The following is a 17,608-nucleotide window of genomic DNA, read 5'->3' as shown; positions in this document are numbered from 1 at the left end:
CGTGCCTGCCGCCACTGGTGGCGGATTGTTACTGGATTGCTGTCAACGGTGGTTGCGGCGGGCGCGCACGGCGGCGGCCAGGCTGCCGAGCACCGGCAACGTCTGCGCGAGGCTGATGCACGCATCGGTCACCGACACGCCGGGCTTGAGCGGCTGGTCCGCCACGATGTCCTGGCGGCCTTCCTCCAGGTGGCTCTCGATCATCAGGCCGGTGATGCGTGCATCGCCCGCCGCAATCTGCTGCGCCACATCTTCGGCCACCGTGATCTGGCGCTGGTGCTGCTTGCTGCTGTTGGCGTGGCTCACGTCGATCATTACCTGCTCGCGCAGGCCTGCGGCCTTGAGCACGGCGCAGGTCGCATCCACATCGGCGGCGCTGTAGTTGGGCTGCTTGCCACCGCGCAGGATCACGTGGCAGTCGTTGTTGCCGCGCGTTTCAAAAATCGCGGCCTGGCCCATCTTGGTCATGCCCATGAAGGCGTGCGCGGCGCTCGCCGCCAGGATGGCGTCGCTCGCCACCTTCACGCCGCCGTCGGTGCCGTTCTTGAAACCCACGGGGCAGCTCAGGCCGCTGGCCAGCTGGCGGTGGCTCTGGCTCTCGGTGGTGCGCGCGCCAATCGCGCCCCAGCTCACCAGGTCGCTGATGAACTGCGGCGAGAGCAGGTCCAGAAACTCGGTACCCACCGGCAGCCCCAGCGCCAGCACATCCAGCAGCAGCTGGCGCGCCAGCTCCAGCCCTTCGTTGATGGCAAAGCTGCCATCCAGGTGCGGGTCGTTGATATAGCCCTTCCAGCCCACCGTGGTGCGCGGCTTTTCGAAGTACACGCGCATCACGATGAGCAGGTCGTCTTGCAGTGCATCGGCCTGTACCTTGAGCTGGCGCGCATAGTCCATGGCCTGGCCATGGTCGTGGATGGAGCAGGGCCCCACCACCACGATGAGCCGGTCGTCCTGCCCATGCAGGATGCGCGAAATCGCGGCGCGGCTGGATTCAACCAGGGTCAGCGCCGCATCGGGCGTGGGCAACCACTCTTGCAGCAGCGCCGGCGTGATCAGCGGGCGCACGGCCTTGATGCGCGTGTCATCAATGCGCGTGGTGTCGTGGGTGGAAATGGGGGTGGCGGAGCGGTGTGCGTGGGTCATGGTGGCCCCGATTGTCGCGGAGCTGGATTCCAGCCCCTATTGGCGATCGAACCAGGGCATGGCCGTCGGCTCTGGCGCGGCCCAGCGCGAGAGACGCAGAGCAAGGGCCGCCCCGCAGCGAGTGCGTCGTCCCCCTCAGGGGGAAGGCGCCGAAGGCGACTCAGGGGGGAGCGGCTACGGTCTGCGGTACGCCGCATTCTGCCGCGCCCAGTGGCGCGACTGCAGGTGATCGAGCCGCACCGTGCCGCCGGTGGACGGCGCGTGCACAAACCGCCCTTCGCCCACATAGATGCCCGCATGGCTGGGCTGGCGGCCCGTGCCGAACACCACCAGGTCGCCCGCGCGCAGCTCGCTGCCGTCGATGGGATAGCCCCAGGTGTTGAGCTGCGCCACCGTGCGCGGCGGTGGCGTGCCGACCTGGTTGCGGTACACGTAGCCGATGAGTCCGCTGCAGTCAAAACCCGAGTCGGGCGTGTTGCCACCAAAGCGGTAGGGTGTGCCCACCAGGCCCAGGGCATGGATGGCGATGTCGTGCGCTTGCTCGGCCGAGAGCGGCGGCGTGGTGCGCAACGGCGCAGTGGAAACCGGGTTGGGCGGAGGCCGTGAGGTGCCACATCCGGCAAGGACCAGCAGGGCAGCGGTGCAGGTGGCAAAAGCCAGGCGGTGAAAAACGCGCATGGGCGCAAGGGTACTGGATGGGGCGCGGTGTGGGCCCCTACTCCACCGCTGGCCTGGGGATATTGGCAAAAAATGCTGCCAGCGCGCGTCCATCGGGCGCCAGCAGCTATCTTTTTTTAGTAGAGCCCTGGGGCTTATGCCACCACCACGGCCTGGGGCGCGGTGCGCCGCGCCATCAAGCGGTTGGCCACGCTCACGATGGCCTGCACCGAGGCCGTCACGATGTTGTGGCTGGTCCCCGCACCAAAGGTGGCACCAGCCACGCCCTCCATCGCGGCTTCGACAATCGCCAGCGCCTGCGCGTTGGCGCCCGTGCCGGTGGCGCGTTCCTCGTAGTGGTCCACGCGCAGCGGCAGGCCGAGCGCATCCACCGTGGCGGCGATGGGGCCGTTGCCCTGGCCGCGCAGTGTCTGGCGCGTGCCGTCGATGGTCACGTCCAGCTCGATGCCCTGGCCGTCTTCATCGATGCGGTGGCTGTGGCAGGTGATGGGGGCCTGCGCGGGGGCGTGCAGGTAGGTGCCCTGGAACAGCGCCCACAGCGCATCGCCCGTCATCTCACCTTCGCTCGCGTCGGTCTGGCGCTGCACCACGGCGCTGAACTCCACCTGCATGCGGCGCGGCATCACCACGCCGTGTTCGCGCTCCAGCAAGAAGGCGATGCCGCCCTTGCCTGACTGGCTGTTCACGCGGATCACGCTGTCGTAGGTGCGGCCGAGGTCGGCAGGGTCGATGGGCAGGTAGGGCACTTCCCACAAGGCGTTCGGGTCCTGCGCCGCAAAGCCCTTCTTGATCGCATCCTGGTGCGAGCCCGAGAACGCTGTGAATACCAGGTCGCCTGCATAGGGGTGGCGCGGGTGCACGGGCAGCGCGGTGCATTCCTCCGCAATGCGTGCCACTGACGTGATGTCCGAGAAGTCGAGGTTCGGGTGCACACCCTGCGTGTACATGTTGAGCGCCAGCGTCACGATGTCCACATTGCCGCAGCGCTCGCCGTTGCCGAAGAGGCAGCCTTCCACGCGGTCGGCACCGGCCATCATCGCGAGTTCTGCCGCCGCCACGCCCGTGCCCCGGTCGTTGTGCGGGTGCACCGAGAGCACGATGTGCTCGCGCGGCGACAGGTGCCGGTCCATCCACTCGATCTGGTCCGCAAATACGTTGGGTGTGGCGTTTTCCACCGTGGTGGGCAGGTTGATGATGATGGGGCGGCCGGGGCCTGCGCCCCAGGTGGCGATGGCTGTCTGGCACGCCTTGAGCGACACGCTGAGTTCGGTGGCGCTGAAGGTCTCGGGCGAGTACTGCAAGGTCCACTGCGTTGCGGGCTGCGCGTCGGTGAGCTGCTTGAGGTAGCCCACGTGGTGGCTGATGAGCTGCATCACCTGCGTCACGTTCATGCCGAACACGATGCGCCGCCAGGCGGGCGCGGTGGCGTTGTAGAGGTGCACGATGGCGCGGGGTGCGCCTTTCACGGCCTCGACCGTGCGCGCGATCAGGTCCTCGCGCGACTGGGTCATGACCATGATGGTCACGTCGTCAGGGATCAGGTTCTCGTCGATGAGGCGGCGCACAAAGTCAAAGTCGATTTGCGACGCGGCCGGAAAGCCGACTTCGATCTCCTTGAAGCCGATGCGCACCAGCTCGTGAAAGAGCTTCATCTTGCGCTCGCCGTTCATGGGCTCGAACAAGGCCTGGTTGCCGTCGCGCAGGTCGGTGGAGAGCCACACGGGCGCGCGGGTGATGCTGCGGCTGGGCCATTGGCGGTCGGCGAGCGCAATGGGGGCGATGGGCTGGTACTTGGTGGCGGGCTTGGCAATCATGAGAGGCTCCACGAACGGTGTGCAGTGCGCAGGGGCACTGCAGGTCAACAACGAATGAAAAACAAAACGTGTGACATCCCCTGCAGCCCTTTGCGTATGCAAAGGCTGGTTCGCGGGCCGGGGTCAGGGGGAGATCAGGTGTTGCGCTGAGCGAGTCAGGCAACGAGGGTGGCGAACGCAGGCAGACCCCGGCCAGGCACTAGGCCTAGCGATAGGGTGGATAGGAGCATGCTGCGTTGCATAGGGGCTCAAAGATAGCACAGGCCTGCAGCAAAGCGCAAGAATATGAACAAAAAATGCCGCTGCCGCGCGATAGATAAGCGCTTGTTGCTATCAAATTAATAGTATTCACCGCTGGTAGGATGGCGGCCCGGGCCTGCCCCGCAGCCCTTTGTACCTTCTGTTCAGGAGACATCCCATGCCCTACATGCTGCTCATCATGGAACCCCACGGCCAGCGCGCCGAGCGGGGGCTGGCGGGTGGGCAGGAGGCCTATGTGCGCATGCAGCTTTTTGGCGAAGGGCTGCAGGCCCGGGGCCTGCTGCGTGCCTCCGAATCGCTGGCCTCCACCGAGCAGGCTGTGCGCCTGCAGGTGCGCGAGGGCCAGACCCGGCTGGTAGATGGGCCGTTTGCCGAGACCAAGGAAATGGTGGGCGGCTTTTATTTGCTGGACTGCGCCACCCGCGACGAGGCCGTGGCCATTGCGCGCGCATGCCCCGCCGCCGAGTGGGCCACCGTGGAGGTGCGCGAGGTCGCGCCCTGCTACCACGGCGCCGTGGCCTGACGGCCCCGCGCTAGGCGCTGGCGTCGGCCTGCAGGGCCAGAAACTGCGGCGCGGGCATGGGCCGCGCAAACACATAGCCTTGCAGCACATCGCAGCCCTGCTGCACCAGATAGTCGGCCTGCTGCCGGGTTTCCACGCCCTCGGCAGTCACCTGCAGCCCCAGGCCATGGGCCAGCGCCACGATGGCGGTGACGATGGTGCGGCTGTGTTCCTGCTCGGGCAGATCGCGCACAAAGCTGCGGTCGATCTTCAAGCGCCGCATGGGCAACTGGCGCAGGTAGGCCAGGGACGAGTAGCCCGTGCCGAAATCGTCGATGGCCAGGTGGATGCCCAGCTGGCTCAGGCGGTGCAGCGTGTGCGCGCCTGCCTCCATGTTTTCCATCAGTACGGTTTCGGTGAGTTCGATTTCGAGCAGGTGGGCAGGCAGGCCTTCCTCGCGCAGGATGTCCATCACCCGTTCGAGGAACTGCGGGTCGCCCAGCTGGCGCGCCGAGATGTTGACGGCCACCCGCAGCGGCCCGCGTGCAGTCCAGCGCGCGGCGTCGCGGCACGCGGTGCGCAGCACCCAGTAGCCCAGCGGCACGATGAGGCCGCAGTCCTCGGCCACCGACACGGCTTCCAGCGGCGGCACCGCGCCCAGTTCGGCATGGGTCCAGCGCAGCAGGGCCTCTGCCCCCACCAGGGCCTGGTCGCGCGCGGCAAACAGCGGCTGGTAGTGCAGCGCCAGCCCGCCGCCCTGCTGCTCCAGCTCGGCGCGCAGCGCATGCTCGATGGCCTGGCGCCGCACCGCGGCCTGGTTCATCGACGGCTCGAAGCGCACGCAGCGGTTCTTGCCCATCTCCTTGGCGCGGTACATGGCGGTGTCGGCGTTGCTGACCAGGGCGTTGATGTCGGGCGCATCGTCGGGAAAGGTGGCGATGCCCGCGCTGCCGGTGACGTTCATCTGCTGCCCCACCTCGGTGTAGGCCGCCTGGAAGACGCCGATGATGCGCTGCGCGTATTTCTGCAGCGCGGCGTCGTCCATGTCCAGCCGCAGGATCAGCGCGAATTCGTCGCCCCCCAGGCGTGCGATGGTGTCGGCGCTGCGCACCACCGACTGCAGGCGCTGGGCCACCTGGCGCAGCAGGCCGTCGCCTGCGGCATGCCCGAAGGTGTCGTTGAGTGTCTTGAAGTTGTCCAGGTCGATGTAGACCAGGGCCACCCTGTGCCCCATGCCACGGGCCAGTTCCAGTTCGGCGGCCAGCCGCTCGTTGAACGCATGGCGGTTGCCGGTGCCGGTGACGGCGTCGGTGTGGGCCAGCGTGTGCAGCCGCTGCTCGGCCTCGCGCACGGCGGCGCGGCTGCGCAGCACCATGGCCGTGGCCACCGCCATGGCGCACACGGCCACCAGCAGCGCACTGGCAAAGCGGATGGCCAGCCGGGTGTGCACCTCCCGCATTGATTTGCGGATGTACAGCGTGCCCAGCGAATTGGCCGTGCCCGCAGCGCCCGGGATGGCGCGGGTGATCTCCAGCATTTCCCAGCCGGAGCGCTCCAGCGCACCGTCCATGCCCGTCGCATGCAGCGTGGTCGGAAAGTTCGGGTCGCGGTTGTGTGCGTAGTGGGCAAACAGCACACCGTCGGTGTCGTACACGCCCGCCGCCAGCACCATGGAGGATGCGCGCAGCGCACCCAGCATTTCGTTGGCCGTGCCCGTATCGCGGAACATGACCGCCGCCGAGACGTTGTCGGCCACGATGGCGGCCTCTACGCGGCTGTCCTGCAGCATGGAGCTGCGGGTGCTCCAGTAGTCCATGCCCGTGAGTGCCAGCACCACCGTGAGCAGCGCCAGCCCGGCCGACAGGATGCCCGTGGCGACCAGCCGCGAGGACAGCAGGATGGGCGGCAGCAGCGGAGCCGGTGCCGGGGCGGCGGGCGCGGGTGGCGGGATGTTCATTTGCCCGCCCGGGCCAGGCGCAGCAGCCTGGAGCTGATGGTGAGCCCCGCCTTGGAGGCCGCATCGGGGCTGATGCCGAACACGATGCGCCCGTCGCGCTGGGCGAGTGCGATGACGATTTCCGGATTCACGAAAGTCAGCTCATCGGAAACCGTGAGCACCCCGTGTGCCGCAGGCAGGGTGCGCAGCGCACGCAGCGCGGGTTCGACATCCATGTTGTTCAGCACCACCACCCGGCACTGGCGCAGGTTGCCGGGCTCCAGCAGCCTCACCCGCAGCATGCGGCCCTTGCCCGCGGGCTTGCCTTCCAGCGCACTCAGGGGGCGTTTGAGGGGGCTGAAGGGCGACACGCACAGGCTCATCTCCTGGGCCGAGTCGCCTTCGCTGTCGGGCCATTCGATGAACTGGATGAAGTTGAAGATGTAGGCGGCCTTCAGCTCCAGCTCGCCCACGGGTTCGTTGGCATGGGTTGCGCCCCAGCCTGCGGTGCACAGCGCCACCCACAGCCAGGCCACCAGCTTCACCAGCTTGCTGTGGGGGCGCAGGGTGTGGCACATGGCTCAGAACGTGTAGGTGAGCTTGATGCGGTAGGTCCGCCCGTCCTGCCGCACGGCGTCTTCCCGGATCTCGAACGAGGCCGGGTCCGAATGCCTGCGATCGAACAGGTTGTAGACCCCCACCGACACATCGGTGCCGGCAATGCGCGTGGTGTAGGTCATGTTGGTCAGCACATGCCCCGGCAGGCGCTTGCCCCGCACCGTGCTGCGTGGGCCGATGCCGATGGCTTCGATGGCATAGCGCCCGGCGCCCACCACGGGCCCGGTGGCCTGGTGCAAGGTGTCCGACCACTGCAGCTTGAGCAGGTGCCTGGGGGCGTTGGTCAGCGGGCCCGCCTGTGAGGGGTCGTGCGCCCGCTGCCAGCCATAGGCCATGCGCAGGCGCTGCCCGCCCTGCCAGCGCTGTTCGGCTTCGGCCTCCAGGCCATGTACCCGCACCGCGCGGGTGTTGCCCACCGTGAGCCGGTCCGCATGGCTGGCGGTGTCCAGTACGACCAGGTCGGTCACGGACGAGCGGAACGCCGTCAGCAGCAAGCGGCTGGCACCGGTGGGCGCGTGTTCCAGCGCCAGCTCGGTGGTGCGCACGCGTTCGGAGCGCAGGCCCGCCCCATCCACCACACCACCGGGCAGGTCCACGCGGTAATCGCGCTCGTAAGCATTGGGCGGCCGGTAGGCGGTTCCATGCAGCAGCTTGACGGCGGTGCTGGGGTTCCACCAGTACACCAGGCCCAGGCGGGGATGGACGGCGCTCGCGCTGCCCGACTGCTTGCCCCAGCGCAGCCCGGCATGGAGCGTGAGGTCGGGGCTGAGGGCGAATTCGTCCTGGAAGTACAGGCCCAGCACATCGCCTTTGCGGCGCACGTCCAGGTACTGCGCGGGCGGCGCGATGTCGATGTTGGTCTGGTCGATGCGCGTGTCGCGCCGGTAGTCCAGGCCCCACGAGAGCTTGTGGCGCGCCAGCGCCGTGCTGACCCACTGCCATTCGGTGCCCCACCACTGGCCAGTGCCCACATCGCGGTTCAGCGTGACGGGCGGGTAGTCGTACACATAGTCGCCCACATACTGGTAGCGGCCCGCGTAAAGACGCCCGGTGAGCGCCAGCGAAGGTTGCAGCTGCGTGGTGTACTCGGCCGCCAGCAGGGTGCTTTGGTCGATGAAGCGCGAGCGCGGATCGTTGAAGACCTGCGAGAACGCTGCCGTGGGCACGCCCTTGGTGCGCTCGCCATGGGCCAGCGTGAGCACCAGCCCCTCGTGGGCCCGGCGCACAAACAGCTGGGTGCTGCGGTCATAGTCCAGCCGCTGCGCCACGCCGCCTGGGTTCGCAGGGGTGTCGAACGCGGGGTAGCGCTGATCGGCCCCGCGTTTGGTGGCCCGGGTGGCCGAAACCAGCCAGTCGGCCCCCAGCGCATCCACCGTGCCCACCGACAACCGCAGCTTGGCGCTGCCATGGCTGCCGGCTTCGGCACTCACCTGCGGCCCGGGCAGCTGGCGGCCATTGCGCGTGATCACATTGACCACACCAAAGAAGGCGTTGGCCCCATACACCGCCGACCCGGGCCCGGGCACAAATTCCACCCGGTCCACCAGGTCCAGGTCCAGCGGAAAGTCGGTGCCGATCCCCGCCTGGTCGTAGAGGTTGTCGTTGAAGCGCACCCCGTTGACCAGCAGCAGCACGCGCGTGTTGTAGTCGCCCGGGGTCGCAAAGCCCCGCATGCCCAGGTAGTGGTAGGCACGGTCGTAGGAGATGTACAGCCCGCGCATGCTGCCCAGCACCTCGGCCAGCGTGCGGTAGCCCAACAGCCGGATGTCGTCGGCCGTGACCACGCTCACGGCGGCGGGGGCTTCGAGTGCGGTCTGTGCATAGCGGCTGGCCGTGGTGACCTGCATCTGCATGAGCTGCTCCAGCGGCAGGTCGGCCACCGCCGCCTGGGCCTGGGCTTGCGCCTGCAGGCCCCCGGCACACAGCAGTGCCAACACCTCGGCAAACAGCCGCCGCAAGGTCGGCATGTGCGGTGGTGGCCGCTGCAGCATTCTTCTAGATCCTCGTGCCATGGGCTGGCCTCCGTGTAGGGCAGGCAGGCGCACTGTGTTTCTGTTCAAGGCAGGTGTACGGGCGCGTGTCTGTCGATGGATCCGGGGTGGGACAGGTACAGGTCTTTTTTCTTTACAAATTGTATCGACGGGATGCTGCGGATCACAGGGCCCCGCATTGGTGATGTCCCTAGGATCCCTTGCACGCATTGGGTGAGAAGCACGCGTTGCAGACCAGGATGAGCCCCCACACATCCACAGGTGCTGCCTTCAGTCCTTGCCCCGTTCCCGGGCCTGGGCGGCGGAGATCCAGCCCCCTGCCCGTCGGCGCTGAAGCGCAGCAGGGACCGCAGCAGTGCTTTTTCCCTGGTCCTTTTCCTTTGCGCGGGATCGCAAGGATGGGGCCGGGAGCCCGGAGCCAAAGACCCCGTGCGCCGGCGAAAACCCGGGTATTTGTCTCGCTTGCCGCCACCAGGTGCAGCACCCAGGACGGGGCGCGTGCAGGTTCTGGCGTGTGGCTGTCCAGCCCGTCAAAAATCTTGCTTTTAGTGCTGCAGGGACCGGGCTGCCAGGCGCACGGCGGCCAGGAATTTGCCTGCGGCCGGCGTGGGCAGGGCCCCCTTTCGGGTGATGGCGCTGATGGTGAGTTCCGGCAGGCGTGTCTGCACGGGGATGGCGCGGATGCCATGGCGCGCCAGTTCGCGGTCCAGCGCCGGGCGGGCGAACACGCTGATCAGGTCGCCCCGCCCCACCAGCGCGCGTGTGATCTCCATCGAGCGGCTGACCACGATGCGCTCTGGCGCGGGCACGCCGCTGCCGGCGAACAGATCTTCGACCATGGCCCGGTCCCAGCCCACCCACTCCTCGTGCTGCAGCGCGGCCAGGCTGCGCACCCGCGCGCGCGGATGGCCTACGCGCGCGCAGATGGCCAGCGGCGTGGTGAGCAGCTCCTCGCAATCGAGTTCGGGGCCGATGCGCTCCACGCGGTGCTGCACCAGTGCCAGGTCCAGCAAGCCCTCGCGCAGCGCGGGCAGCACCAGCGGCGCCAGGCCTTCGCTGAACTCCAGTGCCGTGGCGGGTAGTTCGGCGCGGAACAGCGCCAGTGCCTGCGGCAGCAGCGCCATGGCAGGCACCGACGACACCGCCACGCGCACGCAACCGAGCTGGCCATCGCGCATCTGGCGCAGCTCATCGCGTGCGCGCTCGGCCTCCTGCTCCAGCAGGCGCGCACGTTTTTCAAAGGCCAGGCCGTATTCGGTGGGCGTGACGCCTTGGGCGCCGCGCACGAAGAGTGGCACCTGAAGGCTCTCCTCCAGCTCGCGGATCGCACGCGAGATCGCAGGCTGCGTGATGAACAGCGCATTCGCCGCCTGGCGGATGCTGCGCAGTTGCATCACGGTGAGAAAAGCTTTGAGCTGGTGCGGTTTCATGGGGAATGCGGTGATGCATTTTAGTTTTCACGACAACGAAATTGTGACTGTTCGCGGCATGGGCTCGACGCTAGAGTGGCTGGCGTTCTTGTCCATCCCGAAGGGTTCCCCCATGAAATACCGGCTCCTGCCGCTCGCCGCATTGCTGGCCAGCCTGGCCCTGTCCGCCAACGCCCAGACGGCGGCATCCCCCCTGGCCCAGCGCGTGCTGGCCCTGTCCGATGCCGCAGAGCCCCAGGTGATCGCCTGGCGCCGCCACATCCACCAGCACCCCGAGCTGTCCTACGAAGAGGTGCAAACAGCTGCCTACGTTGCGGCCGCATTGGCCAAGATGCCCGGCATCGAAATCCAGACCGGCATCGCCAAGACCGGCATCAAGGCCGTGCTGCGCGGCGGCAAGCCTGGCCCCGTGGTGGCCCTGCGCGCCGACATGGACGCCCTGCCCGTGCAGGAGCGCAACGACCTGCCCTTCAAGTCCACCGCGCGCGCGCAGTGGCGCGGCAACGAGACCCCCGTATCCCACGCCTGCGGGCACGACACCCATGTCGCCATGCTGCTGGGCGCGGCGCAGGCGCTCTCCAGCGTGCGCAGCGAGCTTGCAGGAACGGTGGTCTTCCTGTTTCAGCCGGCCGAGGAACTGGGCCCCGGCCCCGTGCCTAGCGGCGCCAAGGCGATGATGGAGGCCAAAGTGCTCGACAACCCCAAGGTCGATGTCGTCATGGGCCAGCACATCAGTGCCCGCGCACCGGGCAACACCCTGGCCTACCGTGCCGGCAGCTTCATGGCCAGCGGCGATGTCTTCAACATCAAGCTCAAGGGCAAGGGCGGCCACGGCTCGTCGCCCTGGACGGCCAAGGACCCGACGCTGACCGCGGCCGAGATCGTGCTCGCGCTGCAGGGCATCATCAGCCAGCAGATCGACCCGCTGGACGGCCCCACGGTGGTCACCGTGGGCCTGCTGCAAAGCGGCAACCGCGTGAACATCCTGCCCGACACGGCCGAGATCGGCGGCACCGTGCGCTCGCTGTCGGCGCGCAACCAGAAGGTCGCGCACGAGAGCATCCGCCTCAAGGCGCAGAAGATCGCCGAGAGCGCGGGCCTCACGGCCGAGGTCACCATCGACACTGGCTACGAGGTGGTGGTCAGCGACCCGAAGATCACTGCAGCCCTGGCCCCCGCGTTCGCCGCTGCCGCCGGTGGTGCCGACAAGGCCAGGGAGGTATTGCCCTCCATGGGCTCGGAAGACTTCGGCTCGTTCGGCGGCAGCGGCGTGCCCGTGGTGTTCTGGAACCTGTATGCCTCGCCCTTTGGCGACAAGTCCGGTGCGCCCAACCACTCGTCCGAGTTCGTGATCGACGAAAAAGCCCTGCGCGTCGGCGTGCGGGCCCTCACCAGCGCCACGCTGGCGTACATGGCGCAGAACCCGGCAGCCAAACGCTGACCACTGCGGCTCCCTTCGCAAACAGCCCATGCCGGGTCCGGCATGGGCTGTTTTTCATTGGGAATGAAAATTTTCTAAGTACAAACCCTGAATTTTCGAAACCCGTGTCGATTTCGCGCTTGGTCGCCCGTCGTGGAGGATGAGCGCAGAGAAATTCTTCCTTCCCCTCCCGTCTCTGCGCAGCGTGTACCACCCCCACAGGAGATCTGCCATGCGATTCATCATTCTGGTGAAAGCCAGCCCCGAGAGCGAAGCCGGTGCCATGCCCGGCGAGGACCTGCTTGCCGCCATGGGCGCCTACCACGAAGAACTGGCCCGCGCGGGCGTGCTGCTGGACGGCGTGGGCCTGAAGGCCAGCGCCCAGGGCTGGCGGGTACGCTACGGCAAGGCGGGCGAGCGCACGGTCGTCGATGGCCCTTTCACCGAAACGAAGGAGTTGCTGGCGGGCTACACGCTGATCCAGGTACGCTCCCGCGAAGAGGCCATGGAATGGGCGCGCCGTTTCCCCAACCCGCGCGGCGAGGGCCTGGAGACCGAGATTGAAGTGCGCCCGGTTTTTGAACTGGACGACTTCGCACCCGGCGAGGCCGTGCAGCGCTTTCGCGACCTCGACGCCGCACGCGGCTGAGCCCTGGCGCCTTATGACACAGGAGACCCCACCATGATCAAGACCATTGCCCTCGTGCTGCTCGCCGCCCTGGCCCTGCTGCTGGCCTATGCCGCCACGCGCCCCGACACTTTCCGCGTGGAACGCAGCCGGGTGATTTCCGCATCGCCTGAGCGGGTGTACGGGCTCATCCACGACCTGCGCCAGTTCAACACCTGGAACCCCTACGAACGCAAGGACCCCGCCATCCAGGGCGAATACAGCGCCACCACCACCGGCCCCGGCGCACGCTACGCCTGGCAGGGTGACAAGGTGGGCACCGGCAGCATGGAAATCGTGGACGCCACCGCCCCGGCGCGCGTGGCGATGAAGCTCGATTTTGTGGCTCCGTTCGAAGCCCATAACCAGGTTGAATTCACGCTGTTGCCCGAGGGCCCCGGCGCCACCCGCGTGACCTGGGCCATGCAGGGCCCGGTGCCCTACCTCGCCAAGATCGCCCACCTGTTCTTCAACATGGACCGCATGGTGGGGCAGGACTTCGAGGACGGCCTGGCCTACCTGCAGGCCGTGGCGCAAAAGCCCGCGACCTGAGCCCCCTTCTTTGCAAACCCCGCGTTTCCCTATACCTTCCCCTTTCTTCAGGAGCACTTCATGCACCAACAGATCTTCGTGAACCTGCCCATCGAGAACATGGCCCGCTCGCAGGCGTTCTTCCGCGCTCTGGGCTACGAGTTCAACCCCCAGTTCACCAACGACCAGGGCGCCTGCCTGGTGGTGGGCGAGAACCTCTTCGTGATGCTGCTGGTCAAGAGCTTCTACCAAACCTTCACCGACAAAGCGATTGCCGACGCGCGCACGACCTCCGAAGTGCTGGTGTGTTTCTCGTGCCAAAGCCGTGCAGAGGTCGATGCGCTGGTGGACAAGGCCGTGGCCGCTGGCGGCACCACCCCGCGCCCGGCGCAGGACCTGGGCTTCATGTACTCGCGCAGTTTTGACGACCTCGATGGCCACACCTGGGAGTTTGTGCACATGGTGGATGCCAGCCAGGCCCTGGGCTAAGAGGGCATGCACGAATCTGCCCTGCCCGACCGCGATGCCTTGCACCGCAGCATCGACTCGGTGTGGCGCATCGAGGCCGCACGCATCATCGCCAGCGTGGCGCGCATGACACGCGACGTGGGCCGGGCCGAAGAACTGGCGCAGGACGCGCTGCTGGCCGCGCTGGAGCACTGGCCCACCACCGGCCTGCCCGCCAACCCCGCCGCCTGGCTCATGACCACCGCCAAGCGCCGCGCCATTGACCACCTGCGCCAGCAGGCGCTGCACCAGCGCGAAAACGAGGCTCTGGGCCACGACCTCGAAGCGCTGGAGGCGCAGTACGCGCCCGACGTGGTGGACACCCTCATGCACGCCGAGCAGGACGACATCGGCGACGACCTGCTGCGCCTCATCTTCACCGCCTGCCACCCCGTGCTGCCCACCGAGGCGCGCGTGGCCCTCACGCTGCGGCTGCTGGGCGGCCTCACCACGGCCGAAATCGCACGCGCCTTTCTGGTGCCCGAGCCCACCGTGGCCCAGCGCATCGTGCGCGCCAAGCGCAGCCTCACGGCCGCCCATGTGCCGTTTGAGGTGCCCGGCGCGGCCGAGCGTGCGCCGCGCCTGGCGTCGGTGCTGGAGGTGATCTACCTCATCTTTAACGAAGGCTATGCCGCCACGGCGGGCGACGACTGGATGCGCCCTGCGCTGTGTGGCGAGGCCCAGCGCCTGGTGCGCGTGCTGGCCAGCCTGGTGCCCGACGAGCCCGAAGTGCAGGGCCTGGTGGCCCTGCTCGAAATCCAGGCATCGCGCCTGCCCGCACGCACCGACGCACAAGGCCAGCCCGTGCTGCTGATGGACCAGGACCGCGCGCGCTGGGACCACCTGCTGGTGCGCCGGGGCCTGGCGGCCCTCGACAAGGCCGAGCAGCTGGCGCGCGCCGGCAAGCCCTGGGGGCCGTACGCCCTGCAGGGCGCCATCGCCGCCTGCCACGCACGCGCGCGGCAGGCGCAAGACACCGAATGGCCCCACATCGTGGCGCTGTACGACGCACTGCTGCAGGTGGCGCCCTCCCCCGTCGTGGCGCTGAACCGCGCTGTGGCCGTGGGCATGGCCGAAGGGCCCGCAGCCGCGCTGGCGCTGGTCGATGCGCTGGCGGGTGACCCCCTGCTGCGCCACTACCACTGGCTGCCCAGCGTGCGCGGCGACCTGCTGGCCAAGCTGGGCCGGGGGGATGAAGCGCGTGCCGAATTCGAGCGCGCGGCCAGCCTCACCCGCAACGCGCAGGAAAAGGCGCTGCTGCTGGCCCGTGCCTGCGGCTGAAGGCCGGTGTTGCGCCCACCCTCACCCCGCTGCAAGGACACCATCGCTATGCCCCACCCTGTCCCTGAGTACCCGCTGGAAGGCGGCTGCACCTGCCGCCAGGTGCGTTACCGCCTGCTCACGCCTCCGCTGTTTGTGCACTGCTGCCACTGCCGCTGGTGCCAGCGCGAAAGCGGCGCAGCCTTTGCGCTGAACGCGATGATCGAGGCCGACCGCGTGGAACTGCTCGCAGGTGTCCCGGCGATGGTGCACACCCCGTCAGAAAGCGGTATGGGCCAAAAGATTGCGCGGTGCCCGCACTGCCAGGTGGCGGTCTGGAGCCACTACGCAGGCGCGGGGCCCCTCATGGCCTTTGTGCGCGTGGGCACGCTGGATGTGCCGGACCACCTGCCGCCGGACATCCACATCTTCACGGCCTCCAAACAGCCCTGGGTGGTGCTGCCGCCGGGGACACCCGCCGTGGCGGAGTACTACGAACGCGATGGGTTGTGGCCTGCGCAAAGCATCGCCCGTCGCCAGGCGCTGTTGCCGCGCATCCAGGCCTACCGGGCGGCTGCAGGGCTCGATCCGGTCTGATGGCGCGTGCCGGGCGCGGGCTCAGCGCTTGCGGCGCTTTTTGAGCGTCTGCCCCTGCGGCGTGGCGGCCTTGGGTGCCAGCCCCAGGGCGGCGCGCGCCAGCGTATCGGCCGCGCCATTGCGGTGGCGGGGAATCCACAGGACCTGGGCTTGTGCGAACTGCCGCAGTGCCCCGCGTGCTTCGTCAAACAGCGTCGCCAGCCGCGCGATGGGTGCCTTGGGGTGGCCGCCCAACTGCTCCACCAGCACACTGTTGTCGCTGAACACCTGCACCGGGCTCGATGTGGTGATGCCTTGCTGCGCCAGCCACTGCAGCGCCAACATCAGCGCGCGCAACTCGGCCTCGTTGTTGCAGCCGGTAAAGGTGGTGGCTTCGGAGATCTGGTGCTGCACGGTGCCGTCGGGGCTCGTCAGCACCGCCCCCAGGCCCATGCGACCGGGGTTGGGCCAGGCACTGCCATCACAGTGGATTACCCAGGCACCAGGAGCGAGCGGCGCGGCCGCCCGTGCAGCGGTCACTTGTAGAACGCTTCGACCGTGCCCTTGATCTTGATGAGCAGCGGCTGGCCCTTGCGGTCCAGCGTCTTGCCGGCGGGCACCTTCACCCAGCCTTCGCTGATGCAGTATTCCTCCACATCAAACCGCTCCTTGCCATTGAGGCGGATGCCGATGTCGTGCTCGAACACGGCGGCCACATGGTGCGGGCTGCGGGGGTTGACCGACAGGTGGTCGGGCAGGGGCGGCTGGGCGGGGGTGTTGGGGGTGGTGGCTTCGGTCATAGAGGTCTCAGCGAGAAAGGAAAAAACGCAAAGCGCGGATTCTCCGGCATTTGCGGTGCGGGTCGTCCCGGCGTTCGATCACCGCCCCAGCGGCGCCACGCCGATCAGCCACGCATGGGCCCAGAACGCAAAGCCCGCCCAGGCCACGGCGCCCACCACCACAGCCGCTGCCGTGCCCGCAGCGCTGCCCGCCGCGTACACAGTGCCCTGCGCCCGGTCGCGCTGGCGCGCGGCGCGAAAGCTCAGCACGGCCCATAGCAGAAAGCAGCCAAACAGCAGCACGTCGGCCAGGTTGCCGTTGGACAACACATGCGCCAGCGCCCACACCTTCACGCCCAGCACCATGGGGTGGTGCAGCCGGGCCTTGATGGCATTGCGCGGCACATAGGTGGCGGCCAGCAGCACAAAGGCGATCAGCGTGAGCAGCGCCGCCGCGTGCCGCATGCCGATGGGCGGCACCCACAGCACCACGGGCTGCTGCCGCGCCAGGCCATAGCCCCAGACGATGAGCGCCAGGCCCGCGGCCGACACCAGCGAATACAGCCCTTTCCACGGCATCTCGCCCATGCGCGCCAGCGTCTGTGTGCGCCAGCCATCGGCCACGATGCGCACCGAGTGCACACCCAGAAACAGCACCAGTCCCAAAACCAGAATTCCCATGGCAAGACCTTTCATCGGGGGTTGTTGTGGGCGCAGCCACCCGGCACCGGGCTGCGGCAGTCCCAGTATGCAAGAAATTTGAATAAAAAAGGCCTTCTGCGCGCGTCCATCATGCCCTGATAGCTATCAAATTAGTAGTATCAAAGCGTGGATGGGTGCGCTCCGTGCGGGCCGTGGCTACACCGCCGCGTGCCGCGCCAGCAGCGCCCCCACGGCCGGTTTGGCACAGCGCTGCAGCGTTTGCAGCAGCGCATGGCTGGGCTCGGCCACGCGCCAGCGCGTGCGCAGGTCGTGCTGCATGCGGGCCAGCAGCGCGGCGGCCATCTCGGCATCGGCCAGCGCCCGGTGGGCTTGGCCTGTGCGCGGCAGGCCGTGGTAGTCCACCAGCGTGCCCAGCTTGTGGCTGGGCGCCTCGGGGTACAGGCGCCGCGACAGCAGCACCGTGCACGCATACGGCTGCGGTGCGGGCAGCCCCGCCAGCGCCAGCTCGGCCTGCCAGAACTTGCTGTCGAACGCCGCGTTGTGCGCCACCATGGGCGCATCGCCCACAAAACGCGCGGCGTCCTGCATCACCCCGGCCGCGTCGGGCGCGGCGTTGACCATCGCGTTGGTGATGCCGGTGAGCTGGGTGATGAACGACGGAATCCACACCCCGGTTTTCATCAGGCTCTGGAACCGGTCCACCACCTGGCCGCCCTCCAGCAGCACGATGGCCACCTCGGTCGCACGTGCGCCCTGGCCGGGCGAGACGCCAGTAGTTTCAAAGTCGATGACGGCGATGGGGGACATGGGCCTGCGTGCAAAAAGGAAGGAG

General features: G+C 68.0%; 18 protein-coding genes. 7 read left to right on the top strand and 11 right to left on the bottom strand.

Going from position 1 to position 17,608, the window contains the following annotated elements:
• Positions 1–42: 42 nt before the first annotated feature.
• The 3 genes from ACSQ3O_RS00235 to leuA all read right to left on the bottom strand — a co-directional run bounded on the left by ACSQ3O_RS00235 (position 43) and on the right by leuA (position 3,635).
• Positions 43–1,143: a 3-deoxy-7-phosphoheptulonate synthase gene (locus tag ACSQ3O_RS00235; RefSeq protein ID WP_137747414.1), complete on the bottom strand. Its 1,101-nt coding sequence runs from the start codon at positions 1,141–1,143 to the stop codon at positions 43–45.
• Positions 1,144–1,317: 174 nt separating this feature from the next.
• Positions 1,318–1,821, bottom strand: coding sequence for a C40 family peptidase (locus ACSQ3O_RS00230; protein ID WP_298451161.1), 504 nt, complete (start codon positions 1,819–1,821; stop codon positions 1,318–1,320).
• Between the two features lie 134 nt (positions 1,822–1,955).
• On the bottom strand, positions 1,956–3,635 hold the full coding sequence (gene leuA, locus ACSQ3O_RS00225) for a 2-isopropylmalate synthase (RefSeq protein WP_436137428.1): 1,680 nt from the start codon (positions 3,633–3,635) through the stop codon (positions 1,956–1,958).
• 418 nt (positions 3,636–4,053) lie between these two features.
• Here leuA and ACSQ3O_RS00220 point away from each other — a divergent pair, with 418 nt between their 5' ends.
• On the top strand, positions 4,054–4,419 hold the full coding sequence (locus ACSQ3O_RS00220; RefSeq protein ID WP_436137427.1) for a YciI family protein: 366 nt from the start codon (positions 4,054–4,056) through the stop codon (positions 4,417–4,419).
• 10 nt (positions 4,420–4,429) lie between these two features.
• On the opposite strand, the gene ACSQ3O_RS00215 is transcribed toward ACSQ3O_RS00220, so the two are convergent.
• The 4 genes from ACSQ3O_RS00215 to ACSQ3O_RS00200 all read right to left on the bottom strand — a co-directional run bounded on the left by ACSQ3O_RS00215 (position 4,430) and on the right by ACSQ3O_RS00200 (position 10,373).
• Complete coding sequence (locus ACSQ3O_RS00215) at positions 4,430–6,355, bottom strand: putative bifunctional diguanylate cyclase/phosphodiesterase (RefSeq protein ID WP_436137426.1); 1,926 nt, start codon at positions 6,353–6,355, stop codon at positions 4,430–4,432.
• Positions 6,352–6,912, bottom strand: coding sequence for a YfiR family protein (locus ACSQ3O_RS00210; RefSeq protein WP_436137425.1), 561 nt, complete (start codon positions 6,910–6,912; stop codon positions 6,352–6,354). The genes ACSQ3O_RS00215 and ACSQ3O_RS00210 overlap by 4 nt, the downstream gene beginning before the upstream one ends.
• A gap of 3 nt (positions 6,913–6,915) precedes the next feature.
• Positions 6,916–8,964 carry a TonB-dependent receptor plug domain-containing protein gene (locus tag ACSQ3O_RS00205; protein WP_436137424.1) on the bottom strand — a complete coding sequence of 683 codons (2,049 nt, stop codon included), beginning with the start codon at positions 8,962–8,964 and terminating at the stop codon, positions 6,916–6,918.
• A 524-nt stretch (positions 8,965–9,488) separates the two neighbouring features.
• A complete protein-coding gene (locus tag ACSQ3O_RS00200; RefSeq protein ID WP_436137423.1) occupies positions 9,489–10,373 on the bottom strand; it encodes a LysR family transcriptional regulator in 885 nt (294 codons plus the stop codon).
• A 112-nt stretch (positions 10,374–10,485) separates the two neighbouring features.
• Here ACSQ3O_RS00200 and ACSQ3O_RS00195 point away from each other — a divergent pair, with 112 nt between their 5' ends.
• From ACSQ3O_RS00195 to ACSQ3O_RS00170, 6 genes are all read left to right on the top strand, one after another.
• Complete coding sequence (locus ACSQ3O_RS00195) at positions 10,486–11,814, top strand: M20 metallopeptidase family protein (RefSeq protein WP_436137422.1); 1,329 nt, start codon at positions 10,486–10,488, stop codon at positions 11,812–11,814.
• Between the two features lie 211 nt (positions 11,815–12,025).
• A complete protein-coding gene (locus ACSQ3O_RS00190; protein ID WP_436137421.1) occupies positions 12,026–12,442 on the top strand; it encodes a YciI family protein in 417 nt (138 codons plus the stop codon).
• Positions 12,443–12,475: 33 nt separating this feature from the next.
• Positions 12,476–13,012, top strand: a complete 537-nt coding sequence (locus ACSQ3O_RS00185; protein ID WP_436137420.1) for an SRPBCC family protein — start codon at positions 12,476–12,478, stop codon at positions 13,010–13,012.
• Positions 13,013–13,072: 60 nt separating this feature from the next.
• Complete coding sequence (locus tag ACSQ3O_RS00180) at positions 13,073–13,480, top strand: VOC family protein (protein ID WP_436137419.1); 408 nt, start codon at positions 13,073–13,075, stop codon at positions 13,478–13,480.
• A gap of 6 nt (positions 13,481–13,486) precedes the next feature.
• Positions 13,487–14,779, top strand: coding sequence for an RNA polymerase sigma factor (locus ACSQ3O_RS00175; RefSeq protein WP_436137418.1), 1,293 nt, complete (start codon positions 13,487–13,489; stop codon positions 14,777–14,779).
• A gap of 48 nt (positions 14,780–14,827) precedes the next feature.
• Positions 14,828–15,355: a GFA family protein gene (locus ACSQ3O_RS00170; RefSeq protein ID WP_436137417.1), complete on the top strand. Its 528-nt coding sequence runs from the start codon at positions 14,828–14,830 to the stop codon at positions 15,353–15,355.
• A 21-nt stretch (positions 15,356–15,376) separates the two neighbouring features.
• Here ACSQ3O_RS00170 and ACSQ3O_RS00165 read toward each other — a convergent pair whose 3' ends face one another.
• The 4 genes from ACSQ3O_RS00165 to ACSQ3O_RS00150 all read right to left on the bottom strand — a co-directional run bounded on the left by ACSQ3O_RS00165 (position 15,377) and on the right by ACSQ3O_RS00150 (position 17,583).
• A complete protein-coding gene (locus ACSQ3O_RS00165; RefSeq protein ID WP_436137416.1) occupies positions 15,377–15,874 on the bottom strand; it encodes a ribonuclease HI family protein in 498 nt (165 codons plus the stop codon).
• Complete coding sequence (locus tag ACSQ3O_RS00160; RefSeq protein WP_056643594.1) at positions 15,871–16,134, bottom strand: DUF3297 family protein; 264 nt, start codon at positions 16,132–16,134, stop codon at positions 15,871–15,873. Before ACSQ3O_RS00160 ends, ACSQ3O_RS00165 begins: the two co-directional genes overlap by 4 nt.
• Before the next feature lie 78 nt (positions 16,135–16,212).
• Positions 16,213–16,794, bottom strand: a complete 582-nt coding sequence (locus tag ACSQ3O_RS00155; protein WP_436137415.1) for an NnrU family protein — start codon at positions 16,792–16,794, stop codon at positions 16,213–16,215.
• Between the two features lie 177 nt (positions 16,795–16,971).
• Positions 16,972–17,583 (bottom strand): 3'-5' exonuclease, encoded by a 612-nt coding sequence (locus ACSQ3O_RS00150; RefSeq protein WP_137747429.1) that lies wholly within the window; start codon positions 17,581–17,583, stop codon positions 16,972–16,974.
• Positions 17,584–17,608: the final 25 nt, after the last annotated feature.

The organism is Acidovorax sp. LjRoot74, assembly GCF_964254355.1.
GTDB lineage: Bacteria > Pseudomonadota > Gammaproteobacteria > Burkholderiales > Burkholderiaceae_C > Acidovorax.
Note: the sequence above shows the minus strand (reverse complement) of the source record. Positions and strands in the feature narration are given on the sequence as shown.